Here is an 11,383-nt window from a genome sequence, read left to right on the forward strand (position 1 = left end):
TCGTGGCTCTGCGTTTTGTGGCGCGGATCAGCTGATTCCGGCCCGATCAAACGCCAACGGTTCCAGCTCCTTGAGCTTCTCCAGCGTCAGCGGCTTGAAGTTCTTGTCCAGTTGCAGTGCGGCGAAGCGCTCGGCCGTCAGACCGCCATCTCGGAACAGCTTGCCGCGCACAGGCCCAAGTGCAGCATCCTGAAACGCCGCTGGCTGCGTTTTGAGCCACTGGTAGTAGACGAGACCTGCCGAGACCTGCGCACCGCCGCCAGCCCCCACGGATGCCCGCGTTGCGCCTTCGGCAAACAGCGCCGACAGCCTGGTTACCGGCACAGTAGTCGAGCGGCAGTTGACGTGTGCCGGCGGCAGCGGCCCCTTCCCTATCTCGAACTCACGACCGTCCAGACTCTTGCAAAGGGTGCTGGTCTTGCGGTCAAGCGTCGACACCCAGCGATAGCCCGGAATGACATCGGCATTTGCCTTGAGCGTCTCCATGCGCGCCGTGGTGGCCACATGCTGGACTGCGGTCTGGACGATGGAGCGGGCGTTTCGGTTGCTGACGGCCAGGACGCCGTCGGTGAAATTCTGTGCTGCGGTACCGCGAATGGCCTGGGTGATCTCGGCGTTGGTCTGCCCCTGCACGACGCCAAGCCGGATGGCGTTGGTTACCCTGGTCGACTCCGTGCGTGTCCAGCCGTTGAGGAAGGATTTCAGCAGCGTGCCGCCGTCAATCCCCGACACCTGCAGCGGCTGAGTGTTGATCGCCGTCCGGATCAGGGCGTCGGTCGGCATGATCGCGTCGATCAACAGCGCTTTGGCCAGGCTACGGCCCTCGAAGGCCGCCTCATACAGCGCGATGTCCACCAGGTCGGACTGCATCCGGTCGCTGAAGGCCTTGTAGATCTCCAGCAGCTTGCCGCCCACCCGCCCAAGGAACTCTTCCAGCCTGCTCCGGCCGTAGGTGGTCAGTTCCTTGCGGGTGAGCTGGTCACGGACATGGCTGTCAGCTCGGCGCAGGTAGGTTTCGAACTTCTTGACCTCGCCAGCTTTGAGCCGCTCCAGCAGTACCGCGTGCCTACTGACCTGCTCCAGCAGCACCTCGTCCGCCGTCTGCGTCGGTTTCGTCGCCATCGTCTTTGTCCAGGTTGACGCCGCCCGCGTCGTGGTCGTCGCCGATCAGCTCGGCCTCTTCGTTGTACGGGCGCTCGGGCAGCTTGCCAGTGGTGAGGTACTGCCAATACGTCTCGGCGCTGATGGTGCCTGCCATGACGCTCTTCTGCAGCTCGGCCAGCACCTGGGCGCTGACCTCAGGGATCACGAACTCAGGCTTGACCGTGAAGACCACCTCGTCGGGGTTGAAGCCGGTCCACTCTGCGGCGTACCGCAGGGCCTGCTCGATGGCCTCTGCAGCGGTCATCACGATGCTATGCAGCGTTGCATGCTGGTCGTTCTGGCGGGTTTTGCGGGCCTCGCCCGATTCGGTGCCTGAGACGTCCATGACCTTGGCGCCAGCTTCGAGCGCGGCGTTCTTCTGGTCGCCCATCGCCGTGCGCACTGCCTGAATGCCAGCGCCCTGGAACTCTAGGTAGCCGCATTTACCGTTCGGCCCAAGATCCCAGGCCGCAGACGGCCCGGTCACGCTGAGCTCCACACTCTCGTCCAGCCCAGAGACCCACGGCTGCGGGTGGCTGGTCTGGTGCAGTGCGGTGAAGTAGTCGGCACTGAGCTGGTACGACTTCAGCGCAGCCCGGGCCATGGTCAGCAGCGGGACCTCGTCCACGTCCGGTGAGTTGTCGGTCGAGCCGCAGTAGATGACCGGGATGTAGCCTAGACCGCGTACCAGATTGGCGTTGCCGTCGACGACACCCAGTGGCCGGTCATCCTCTACCAGCTCTCCGGCCTCGTTGCGCACGCCAGTGCGGCAGACCGTGCCGTCCATGTAGAACTCGCGATAGACCGTCTCGCATTCGTGGCTGTAGCGGTCCTGCTCCTTGCGTCTGAACTCGCGGAACACTGACAGCACCAGGTCCTGGCGGCCGCCTTGATCGGCGGTGTCCCAGTTGATCGCATTGCGCACCGCGTAGGTGGCGAAGTACGGCTGGCCCGCATCATCGATGTTCACTACCAGCGGTACCCGACCATGAGAGATTGCCTGGCGCACGATCCGCAGGAATAGCTGAGTCAAGCCGAAGCCGTCGGCCGTGGCGTTGTCCTCAAGCCCCTTCAGGCCCGCAGGCAGCTTCACCTCGGGTATCAGCCGCGATACCAAGCCCATCATCGAGCGCAGCGAGTCACGCACCCAGTGCTCGTACTGAGCGCGGTCAGTGTAGTTACGATAGAGGTAGGCGTTGCCCGGACCGTCCAGCTTTTCGGCCTCGACCATGCCGCTCGGCTTCGGCAAATTGCGCGGGCTGCGCTTGATGGCGCATTCGCCCTCAAGGGCGTCATCCATCATCCGCCACTCTTCGATGTGAGCGTCGTAGTCTGGGTTGGTGGATTGAACAGGCATTACGCCAAACCTCCGATGCGGCGGGTGCCGGCGGACTGAGTCTTGATCGGGAACCGCTTGGCGATGAAGTAGCCGGCGGCGTCGTTCATGTGGTCGTGCCCCTTCTTGGGGTCCTTGTCCGGCTCGCCCTTGGCGGTATACGTCTGCCGCTCCAGGCACTGGGTGAGTTGCGGGCACTGGTCGATGTTGACCTTCATGCGCCGCTCCCCGTAGGTGTTCAGGAACATGGCGTTGACCGCGTTGATACGGTCCTTCACGCCGGGGTTCTGTGAGTCGACCACTACGGTGAAGCCAGCCTTCTTGAGCAGGGACAGGTCCGACTCGCTGGCATTCTTGCTGCTGGTGTTCTGTCCGCTGGCGTCGGGGTAAACGGAGACGCTGTGCCCCGAGAAACGCACCTTGATCTTCTCGATCATCTCGGGCGTGTCACGCACCGAGTGGAACTCACCCAACGCCAACGGCAAGCCGTCTCGGACCACGTACACAACCGCGGCCATCTTCATGACGTTGAAGTCCATGCCGATGTGTATGGCTTCACCCGGCTTGATGCGCTCACTGGTCCGGCACTCTGCCCTGTCGAATGTGTAGTAGACGACCCCGGCATAGTTCTCGAACCCTGCCTCGTACTCCTGGCGGAACGTGCGCGGGTCCATCTTGCGCCGGGCAGCGTCCAGCTCATCGGCCGGGACGTTGCCGCCCTGTAGCGATGTGTACTGCCAGCTCTTGTGGTCAGGCTCGCCGCCCGGCTGCCCGTCGCGGTAAGTGTCGTAGCAGTGATTGAAACCCTTCGGGGTGCCGATCCGCAGCGCATGCCCGCCTTTGCGCGACTCTCCGGTCTGCGGGATCGTGTACTGACAGGTCGAAAGCATTGGCCTGAGAACCTCTTCCCAGGCGGCCCACGGGCAGTCGGCCCACTCGTCCACCAGAACGAAGAACAGGCCAGAGCCCCGCAGGTTGTCGTAGTTGTCCAGGCCGACCACGCGCATGATGTGACCGGACTTGAGAGTAATCGAGCACTCTGTCTCGTTCGGCCGTGCTGCGCGCCACGCCTCAGGGATGGCCTGCTTCAGCCGGCGCCAGAACACCCGCTTGGCCTGCTTGAACGTTGGCGCCCCATACCAGATCTCGTCCTCGACACTCACGCCCCACTCCGCAGCCAGGCGTGCCGCGCGTCGCATCTCTGCTTTGCCGAGGAAGGTCTTGCCGAATCGACGCCCACAAACCGCATCACGGAAGCGCGCCTCCGATTGAAAGCCCCAGCAGTAGATGTTCGCTTGCTTTGGCGTCAGCTTCACCGGCGGGTCATAGGTGCGGGGTAGTCGGGACATTCTCGTCTGGCTCCAGCTTGTACTCAGCAATGGCGTGCTGCTGGTCCGCCTGGGAGCCCAGGGGCTTGTCGGGTTCGAGCCGGCGGTTTACGTACACGTCGCCGACCTCTTTGGCTGCTTGCTCCAGTAGCTGGGCAGTCAGCGCCATGTTCTTCATGCTCTCGGCCTTCTCGGCCATTCGGCCAAGCGCACGGAGACGGTAGGCACGATGCGCAATGGGGATGTCGGCCGTCTCGGCTGTGAACCGCTCCCGACATGCATGGAACATGTCCGCCCAACGCTTGGCCAAGCCGCGCCCGGCGTACTTGGTTGGGTCATGCCCTTCGCACACTTGGCGACTGACATCTACCCCAAATTCTTTCTTGACGGCCTCCACCACCTGGGACGGTGTATCGAAGCAGGCCAGAGCCTGAACAATGAAGGCTTTGACCTCGCTTCGTAGTGCTGCCATGTGAATGTCATCCGTCAGGACCTGTCAGGATTCAGGCCGACTTGAGCAGGCAGGTTCCGCAGGCCCTCGAAATGTTGATTTTGGCCACCTCGGGCGGCCGGCTTGCAGCGTCGATTAGCTGCTGAACGTCTTCCCCTGCCCCGTAGCGACGAACTACGCCGACGAACTCCTCGATGTCGTGTCCGCGCATCTGGAGCTTGGGGAGACCTTCCTGGGTGAACTTGGGTGCGCCGTACTGATCGGTCGCCTGGGCGATGTGGTAAAGCTCGTGCTCGACCAGAGCGCAGAACTCGCCATCAGTACACTTCGCGCAGTAGTCAGCGGCTAGGGTTATCAGGTAATCCGGTTCTTCAACGAACCACTCCCGCATCTGCTGCTCTTGTCGGGCCTTCTGCCAACCGCCAGCGCGGAACATGACCTGCTCAGCCTGGCCCAGCACCACCCTTCCCTGCTTGGCAAAACCAGAGGATGCCCAAAGCACGCCTATGCGGGCGTCGATCAGGTGTGCGTGCTCTTCGTTGTGGATGCTGCCAGTGTCGGCAAGGACCTCGGCCTGTATCCACTCCCATGCCTCTGGAGCAGGTTTCAGGGTGAGGAATGGCGAGTCGAGCAGATCGACCGGCGGCATTGGTCTGCTCAAAAGGACCACCTGAAACTTGAATTGGTAACGGCCAACCAGTATTGGTTACAGGAGATCCAAGCGAGGCTCCGATATGCAAGACCGGTTCATCGTCGTCAATTCCAGGCCGCTGGAAGGCATAAGGCCGCGCAACCCCTCCGAGCCACCGCACTGGAAGGTGCATGGCTATCGAATATTGGATACGCGGAACGACAAAAGGCTGCCAGAACTCTACCCGAACCGAGCAGAGGCCCAGGCAGAGTGCGATAGGCGAAATGGGAGGCAACGTTAGGCGCTAACCTTCCCCACCATCCAGCAGCACATCAATCAGCTTCTGCTCGCCGAGCCGCATTGCACCCAGGCATTGCAGGTCGTCGCACTTGGGGCCCAGCCCAAACACCGTCACCTCGCCTTTCGGGCCCATGAGGGTCAGCGCGCCTACAGTGCATTCCGGATGCACACCGGCATCGAGGTCATCGGCGATCTTACGCAGGGTCTTGGCAGCATCGCGCCAGTCCTCCCGCTTGAACTCAACGAGCTTCGCGGTCATACAGTCACCTTCTGTAACCACTCTTCAATGATCCGGCGCAGAACTGGCTCGGTCAGGATGGCTGATGGCTTGTCGCCGGCGATCACCGAGCGCACTAGGTCACAAGGCAGCACATGGACACCGTCAACAGCCGCAACAGTCAGATGCGGACGCCGCTCAGCGATATCGTGAATGTCCGCGGTGACTGGGCGCGCGCAATCAAGGCGGGTTCCGCTTCTCATCAACTGAATGGGTCGGCAGGCTTGGCAATGGAGCGCACAAACCACATGAAGCCCTGCTGCAGGTTGGTTTTGGCCAAGGCCAGGGTGCGCTGGTCCACGCCTTCGATCTAGCCGATCTGCTTGAACAGCTCACCGGCGTCGGCCTCCAGGGCCTTGATCGAGTTCATGCCGTCGATCTCGCTCTGGGTGAGGTCGCGGTAGCCGGTGATCTTTTTGTGCTGGTTGTCCATGGGTGACCCTCAGGTTGTCGCGCCACGAAACGGCGCACCTTGAATTTGTGGCGCGAGCTACCGCTTGCGCCGCTCGATCCCGCCCGGCCCGAATCGGCAATCCTTCAGGCAGTGCTCGCAGTTCAACGTTCGACACAGCCAGGCCTTCACCCTCTGCCACCAGATCACCATGAAGATGTGCCGGACGCCGGCCAAGGCCAGGGTCACGTGCATGGTGAGCACCGCAGTGGTCTGACCGAAGAAGATACTCTGATTGCGGCTCATCACGACGAAGCCGCTGATGGCGATCGCTGAATAGATCAGCTTACCAATGATGCCGTCCCGCACCTTGCCGCTCAGCACGCACCAGGTCGCCCAGAAGGCGATCAGGCCGCATGCGACGGCGTTGATCAGGTCAAAGTTCATGGCTGGTTGCCTCCCCCGAACCTCTGGCGGATAAGTGCCCAAAGGTCAGCGGCTTTAATGGCCCGGTTGATGGCTGCCAGGAGCGAGCCACCGAACGTGCCGAGCAGGAACCCTACCCCGGCAACGATGTTCGGTTCAGTGACGCCGAGGTAAGCGCTGACCATGCCCGTCAGGTACAAGGCGCAGGCCACACCCGTGATCAGAAAGATCAGCCAAGCGCGCCAGTCGGTCAGGTCGTCCTTGTGCCACCAACTGGCAACGATCACGCCGAACAAACCAGCAATCAGCAGATCAAGCCTGTCGAGCAGGCGGTGCAAATACTCCATGCGCTCGACTCCGTGGGCACGATTGGATTTAGAACGGCTCACACAGCACTCCCAGCTCGGAGCAATGGGTGTGGCGGAGCCGAAAACAGAAAGGCCCCGATCAATGTCGAGGCCCTGAATAGGTGTGCGGTCTTTCCCGCCGTCTGCCAAAGACCATCCCAGCGCTGGCACCCTACTGCACCAGTCTCGCCGATCCGGTCTCGCGCCACCCATGAAGCGTACAGGGCATGGGTGCGCGGGCTGCCGGTGTTATTCCGTAGCACTGTACTACCGGCTTATCAGTGTCCAGGCCTCCCCGAAGGCTGCCCTGGCTGCAGTGAATTCAAATAGCTGGCGAGATGTCCACGTAGTAGGCCTTGCCTACCTCCATCTTCTCTGCAACCTCAGTGACGATGCCGGCGCGGAACTCGCCATATGGCGTGTACTTGCCGTAGATCGCGTCTTCGGTTTCGGGATCACTGGAGTAGACGGCGCCGAGGCGAACAGTGCAGAGCTGGCCCTGACTGTGCTCATTCGGCGTGACTTCGTGGCAGATCATCTTGCAGCGCATGCGATGCGACATAGCGGTTCCCCTGGATTGTGCAGGTTGGCCTATCAGTCTTTCGCCTGCTGAGAACGAAAAAACCCGGCTCAAGGGCCGGGTTCTTCGGGATGTTTGCCAAAGGCAAAACTATAACAATGGCGAAATCATGCCACTACGCGTGCGGGAACGCAATAGGCCCTCAAGCGGCCTCCTTCATTTCGTACAAAACGGCCCCGATTGGCGATAGCGCCTTCTTGTCGATGTCCTCGCACACCTCAAAGCAGATCTCCACGAAAGGCTCCCAATCCCTGGCCCATGCGCACGATGGAAGACTCACGCCGTAGACATCATCAATCCATTTCTTGAACCACTCAGGGCTTGCGAATGGATCTTCACAGGAAGACTGCCCGCCCTGGTGCATGCGGCGGTACCGGAACATGACACCCTTGGCGACGTACATGCATCGCTCACGCTTGGCAGCAGTCATGCGTGGTGACCGACTCACTGCCAGATTGAAAACCGTTTCCTCGGCTGACTCACGATCATCATCACTGCAGTGCGGCGCGTACATGAAATTTCCGAAGGTTCGCACCTGGTCATGAAGTCGGCCGATAGCGGCTTGCACCTGCCCAGCCAGCGCCTGGTGCACTGCATGGCTCGCGCTGCGCTGCTTGTCAGTGGTCTGCACCATGGCGCCCAGTAGGCCCAACTGCTCGATGAATGAACCCTGGCTGTCCCAGGCCGTGTACAGGCAGTCGTGCCAGGCTTGGCGTGCGCTGTTCAGTTGCATGGGCCGCCCTCCTCACGCTTGCGTTTGGCGACGATAACCATGCCACGCACGATGCAGTAGGCGCCCAAGATGACCATGCCCAAGAGAAACAGCTGAGCGGTGTCGAGCGGTGTCCAGTTCATGCTGCTTGCTCCTTGCCGATTTGCTTCTCGCACTTCTTGCAGCGCGTCCAGTTGCCAGCCTCAAACATCGGCGTCCGGCTGCCGGTGAACGCATCAACTCCGCAGAGCGACCTCCAGGCATAACAGTGGCCGCCATCGGTGTCTGGGGCGGATCGCTCCTGCACGAAGAAGTGCGCCCGCACCGAAAATGGAAAAGCAGGCTTTAGCCAGCCGCGCTCTGCTGTGCTGGCTGGCCCAGTGATCATCACTACCTGGTTCATGCAGCCTCCTTCAGCTGTTTGATCTTTGCCCGGTACTCGGCCTTGATGGCCTTGAGGTCGTCGATGGTGTTCACGCGCTACGCCCTCAAGTGCGGCAGGCTGTGCTCGTCCAAGTAGTCATTCCGGGCCTTCACGGCGTCACTGATGGTCTTGAAGCGGCCCAGATGTATCTGCTTTTTCTTCCACTGCACTTTTGCGCACCACCTGCCTCGATCCCAGGAAACCCCAACATGACCGCTGGTGTTTTTATCTGTGATTCTTCGATTCGCTGCTTGAACGTTGTAATCCGCGTACCTGCAGTTTTCCGGCGAATAGCCCTTGCTTGAATCGATGCGATCCAGCGTCAGCCGATCGGTGTAACCATTCGCAAGTGACCACTCCATGAATGGCTCGAAGCTCATCCACTCTTCGCAAAGCGTCACTCCGCCATACTTTTGGACCTCGGCGCCCTGCGGGTTTAGGCAGCGCCGCTTCATGTTTGACCAGGTGACGTGGAGGCGACTGTTTCTGTTGTTCAGCCCATGGGTAACTCGCTTTCGCCCAGCGGCCTTGTTCGCGCAAGAGATACAAAGCCCGGTCATGACCTTCGCCCTTTCCATCCTCGACTCAAACTCAGTTGAACACTCAGGGCAGCGGAAGACGCCAATAGACCTTCTACTCCCAGACCGCTCCGAAATTGATTTGCGAACCAGAATCACACGGCTATCCATGACATCGCCTCCCCATTTCTTTTTTCGATGCACCTGGCTTTCCTGGTGAAGATTTCCTTCACCCTTTTCAGGTAAGTGATGTCGTGGCGCGCTATGCCGTTGCTGCACTCCAGCCAGTCGACCTTCTCCTGCCCGATCTTCTCGATGAGCGCGGGCCGGTAGGCCATGATGTTTCCGCTCAAGAAGTTGTTGCAGGCACTGCATGACTTGTTCATGTTCCAGAGGTTGAACCGCAGGTGCGGGGCCGCGCCTACGCTGCGGAAGTGCGAGCAGTGCCACTGCCCTTGCCATGCGGCTGACTTGTCGCAGCTGATGCAGCCCAGATGCGCGTCTCGCAGCCGTACATAGCGATTGACCGCGGCCTGGGCTTCTTTGGCATAGTCTGCCCGGCTCTTGAGTTTCTCCTTGCGTACCTGGATCTCGCGGCGCGCGCGCTGGTCGATGGCCTTCCGGGCTTTGTCGTGATTCACTGGCGCCAAGGCCAGGGCACACTTCACGCTGCAGGCCTTCTGCGTCGACAGCGATGGCCGGAACTTCCCGCCGCAGGACTTGCAGGTCTTCTGCTTCACTTCCTTGAGAGCTACGCGCACGGTTCAGCCTCCTTGGCTTTCTGCTGCTCGGGGGCGAAGTCGCCGCGCAGGGGCATGAGCCATTTTCCCCAGACGATGGCCTTGTCTTCGCTGACCACCCACACGACCTCGCCGCCTTCCTTCTCGTAGACGCCAGGGTCCATCGGGTCTCTTCGGTCAACGGGTCCGACGCAGTGGCGGCTGATCAGCTCTACGCAGGTTCCGATCACTGGCGGAAACGTGTGATTGAGTACCAGCGCCAGGTCACCCGGCTTGAATTGATGGCTCATGCAGCCCTCCCGCGGCGCTCGCCGTAGATCGCCATCATCAGGTCCTCTGGATGCGGTAGGAGCAGCTGCAGGCTCTCGGCGCAGTAAGCGTCCAGAAGCTCCAGGTACTGAGTCATCTGCTGGGTGCTGAACTTGCGGGTCTTGGCCCGGCCTACGCGGTACCGGGTGCCATCGGGCAGCTCCACCGGGTGAACCTCGGCCGGCCAGAGCTTGGCCACCAGAATCTCGTGCCATTCCTCGCTGCTTGCTGCCTGGCCGTAGGAATCGCGCAGGTGCTCCTGGATCAGGCCGTTCCACATCCACAGCAGGCGGTTCTGGGCATCGCTGCGCTTGTTGCGCACCTCGACGATGGTCAGGCGGCGCGGCTTGGCCAGGTCCAGACCGGTGAGGTATCCAATCAGGCGGGCGCGGTCTTGCTCGGTGCGGAGCATGAGGTCAGTCATGGGATGCCTCCTTGGCCATGGACTCATCAACAACCGCATCCGCCATTCCGCTGAACAACGGCATCTTCCCCTCGTTCCAGATCGCCAACGGCGAGCTGGTACCAATCGGGTTGCGAACGAAGCGGTACCGCTCGGCATCCTTGCGCAGCGCCTCATTCTCGGCCTTTAGCTGGTCGACCTGCTTGCCGCGCTCCTCGGATGCGAAGCTCACACGGTTGTAGTTGGCGCATACCTGCTCATGTGATTCACGAAGTTGCTCGATCTCCTCGAGAAGGGCCAGGACACCGCCGGGCTGTGTTAGCGCCTCGTAGTCCGCCACATGCTGCTGGAAGTCACGGGCCTCGCTGTCGGTAAGGCAACCATCGACATCGCGGAGCATGATTTCGGCCAGCGCCTTCAGCTTCTCTTTGTCGATGATCATGGCTTCACCTTCAGGCCTTGGGCCTCGATCGCTTGACGGCACTTCCGATAGGTCTGGCACTGGGCGCCATGGCGAGCCTCCAAATAACGGAACTCTTCCGACTCCCGATCTACGGGCTCATCGATGTAGACTTCGGGCAAATCTGGCTCAGGCAGCTCCACCACTACGGCCTCGCGGGAGGCCTGCCAGAACAGCCAGTAGCACTGAGCGGCATAGTTCAGGTACTCGCCATCCTCGCCCTTGGCCAGATGACCGGGGAACAGCCCACCCTCAGAGCTGAGCGCAAACTTCTCGAACTGCTCGCGCACGCTGTCGCGCATCTTGTTGGTGTCCATCAGTGCTTCTCCTCGGCCAGGTACTCGTGGCAAAGCTTGCCCGTGGTCTTGTGCTCAAGATTTCCTTGGCGGTTGGTGAAGAACTCACCCTTAGGCAGGTATTCACGCTTGAACACGCCATGCCACTTGCCGATGCTTGGGTCGCAGGCCGCACACAGCTTTCGGCCTTGGCATGGATTTCCCTCGTCGCTGCGGAACCAGTAGCCGCTGGTAGCGGTGTTGTCGCGGCAACCGCACTCTTCACACTGAAACAGGCTCACACCCCCTCCCCAGCCGGCTGCCCGGCGCGC

The 11,383-nt window shown here is 61.1% G+C and carries 20 protein-coding genes and 1 pseudogene; all 21 read right to left on the bottom strand.

All coding sequences use genetic code 11. The features are described from left to right. Window positions 1-27: 27 nt before the first annotated feature. The 21 genes and pseudogenes from D3Z90_RS17745 to D3Z90_RS17845 all read right to left on the bottom strand — a co-directional run bounded on the left by D3Z90_RS17745 (window position 28) and on the right by D3Z90_RS17845 (window position 11,353). Window positions 28-1,122: a minor capsid protein gene (locus D3Z90_RS17745; RefSeq protein WP_136477261.1), complete on the bottom strand. Its 1,095-nt coding sequence runs from the start codon at window positions 1,120-1,122 to the stop codon at window positions 28-30. Beyond that, window positions 1,067-2,500 (bottom strand): DUF4055 domain-containing protein, encoded by a 1,434-nt coding sequence (locus tag D3Z90_RS17750; protein WP_136477262.1) that lies wholly within the window; start codon window positions 2,498-2,500, stop codon window positions 1,067-1,069. Before D3Z90_RS17750 ends, D3Z90_RS17745 begins: the two co-directional genes overlap by 56 nt. Beyond that, the gene (locus tag D3Z90_RS17755; protein ID WP_136477263.1) at window positions 2,500-3,828 is read right to left on the bottom strand and encodes a terminase; all 1,329 of its coding nucleotides are present in this window, start codon (window positions 3,826-3,828) and stop codon (window positions 2,500-2,502) included. Before D3Z90_RS17755 ends, D3Z90_RS17750 begins: the two co-directional genes overlap by 1 nt. Beyond that, complete coding sequence (locus tag D3Z90_RS17760) at window positions 3,803-4,279, bottom strand: DUF2280 domain-containing protein (RefSeq protein WP_136477264.1); 477 nt, start codon at window positions 4,277-4,279, stop codon at window positions 3,803-3,805. Before D3Z90_RS17760 ends, D3Z90_RS17755 begins: the two co-directional genes overlap by 26 nt. A gap of 31 nt (window positions 4,280-4,310) precedes the next feature. Next, window positions 4,311-4,907, bottom strand: coding sequence for a putative metallopeptidase (locus D3Z90_RS17765; RefSeq protein ID WP_136478993.1), 597 nt, complete (start codon window positions 4,905-4,907; stop codon window positions 4,311-4,313). Window positions 4,908-5,193: 286 nt separating this feature from the next. Further along, on the bottom strand, window positions 5,194-5,448 hold the full coding sequence (locus D3Z90_RS17770) for a hypothetical protein (RefSeq protein WP_085708288.1): 255 nt from the start codon (window positions 5,446-5,448) through the stop codon (window positions 5,194-5,196). After that, on the bottom strand, window positions 5,445-5,669 hold the full coding sequence (locus D3Z90_RS26970; RefSeq protein ID WP_136477265.1) for a hypothetical protein: 225 nt from the start codon (window positions 5,667-5,669) through the stop codon (window positions 5,445-5,447). The genes D3Z90_RS17770 and D3Z90_RS26970 overlap by 4 nt, the downstream gene beginning before the upstream one ends. Beyond that, a pseudogene (locus tag D3Z90_RS17780) lies at window positions 5,669-5,899 on the bottom strand (hypothetical protein). Before D3Z90_RS17780 ends, D3Z90_RS26970 begins: the two are co-directional and overlap by 1 nt. A 57-nt stretch (window positions 5,900-5,956) precedes the next feature. Beyond that, the gene (locus D3Z90_RS17785) at window positions 5,957-6,304 is read right to left on the bottom strand and encodes a hypothetical protein (protein ID WP_136477266.1); all 348 of its coding nucleotides are present in this window, start codon (window positions 6,302-6,304) and stop codon (window positions 5,957-5,959) included. Then, the gene (locus D3Z90_RS17790) at window positions 6,301-6,630 is read right to left on the bottom strand and encodes an MFS transporter (protein ID WP_136478994.1); all 330 of its coding nucleotides are present in this window, start codon (window positions 6,628-6,630) and stop codon (window positions 6,301-6,303) included. The genes D3Z90_RS17785 and D3Z90_RS17790 overlap by 4 nt, the downstream gene beginning before the upstream one ends. 322 nt (window positions 6,631-6,952) lie before the next feature. Continuing rightward, window positions 6,953-7,192: a hypothetical protein gene (locus D3Z90_RS17795; protein ID WP_136477267.1), complete on the bottom strand. Its 240-nt coding sequence runs from the start codon at window positions 7,190-7,192 to the stop codon at window positions 6,953-6,955. Window positions 7,193-7,352: 160 nt separating this feature from the next. Beyond that, window positions 7,353-7,943 carry a hypothetical protein gene (locus D3Z90_RS17800; protein WP_136477268.1) on the bottom strand — a complete coding sequence of 197 codons (591 nt, stop codon included), beginning with the start codon at window positions 7,941-7,943 and terminating at the stop codon, window positions 7,353-7,355. Next, window positions 7,934-8,065, bottom strand: a complete 132-nt coding sequence (locus D3Z90_RS27140; protein ID WP_256658248.1) for a hypothetical protein — start codon at window positions 8,063-8,065, stop codon at window positions 7,934-7,936. Before D3Z90_RS27140 ends, D3Z90_RS17800 begins: the two co-directional genes overlap by 10 nt. Then, on the bottom strand, window positions 8,062-8,325 hold the full coding sequence (locus D3Z90_RS17805) for a hypothetical protein (RefSeq protein ID WP_136477269.1): 264 nt from the start codon (window positions 8,323-8,325) through the stop codon (window positions 8,062-8,064). Before D3Z90_RS17805 ends, D3Z90_RS27140 begins: the two co-directional genes overlap by 4 nt. Window positions 8,326-8,402: 77 nt before the next feature. Next, on the bottom strand, window positions 8,403-8,726 hold the full coding sequence (locus tag D3Z90_RS17815; RefSeq protein WP_218571408.1) for a hypothetical protein: 324 nt from the start codon (window positions 8,724-8,726) through the stop codon (window positions 8,403-8,405). A 293-nt stretch (window positions 8,727-9,019) separates the two neighbouring features. After that, complete coding sequence (locus tag D3Z90_RS17820; protein WP_136477271.1) at window positions 9,020-9,625, bottom strand: recombination protein NinG; 606 nt, start codon at window positions 9,623-9,625, stop codon at window positions 9,020-9,022. Continuing rightward, window positions 9,616-9,894, bottom strand: coding sequence for a hypothetical protein (locus D3Z90_RS17825; protein WP_136477272.1), 279 nt, complete (start codon window positions 9,892-9,894; stop codon window positions 9,616-9,618). The genes D3Z90_RS17820 and D3Z90_RS17825 overlap by 10 nt, the downstream gene beginning before the upstream one ends. Then, window positions 9,891-10,337: a recombination protein NinB gene (locus tag D3Z90_RS17830; RefSeq protein WP_136477273.1), complete on the bottom strand. Its 447-nt coding sequence runs from the start codon at window positions 10,335-10,337 to the stop codon at window positions 9,891-9,893. Before D3Z90_RS17830 ends, D3Z90_RS17825 begins: the two co-directional genes overlap by 4 nt. Then, the gene (locus D3Z90_RS17835) at window positions 10,330-10,758 is read right to left on the bottom strand and encodes a hypothetical protein (RefSeq protein ID WP_136477274.1); all 429 of its coding nucleotides are present in this window, start codon (window positions 10,756-10,758) and stop codon (window positions 10,330-10,332) included. Before D3Z90_RS17835 ends, D3Z90_RS17830 begins: the two co-directional genes overlap by 8 nt. Beyond that, complete coding sequence (locus D3Z90_RS17840) at window positions 10,755-11,093, bottom strand: hypothetical protein (RefSeq protein WP_136477275.1); 339 nt, start codon at window positions 11,091-11,093, stop codon at window positions 10,755-10,757. The genes D3Z90_RS17835 and D3Z90_RS17840 overlap by 4 nt, the downstream gene beginning before the upstream one ends. Beyond that, complete coding sequence (locus tag D3Z90_RS17845) at window positions 11,093-11,353, bottom strand: hypothetical protein (protein ID WP_136477276.1); 261 nt, start codon at window positions 11,351-11,353, stop codon at window positions 11,093-11,095. The genes D3Z90_RS17840 and D3Z90_RS17845 overlap by 1 nt, the downstream gene beginning before the upstream one ends. Window positions 11,354-11,383: the final 30 nt, after the last annotated feature.

The organism is Pseudomonas sp. DG56-2 (genome assembly GCF_004803755.1).
Taxonomy (GTDB): Bacteria; Pseudomonadota; Gammaproteobacteria; order Pseudomonadales; family Pseudomonadaceae; genus Aquipseudomonas; species Aquipseudomonas auratipiscis.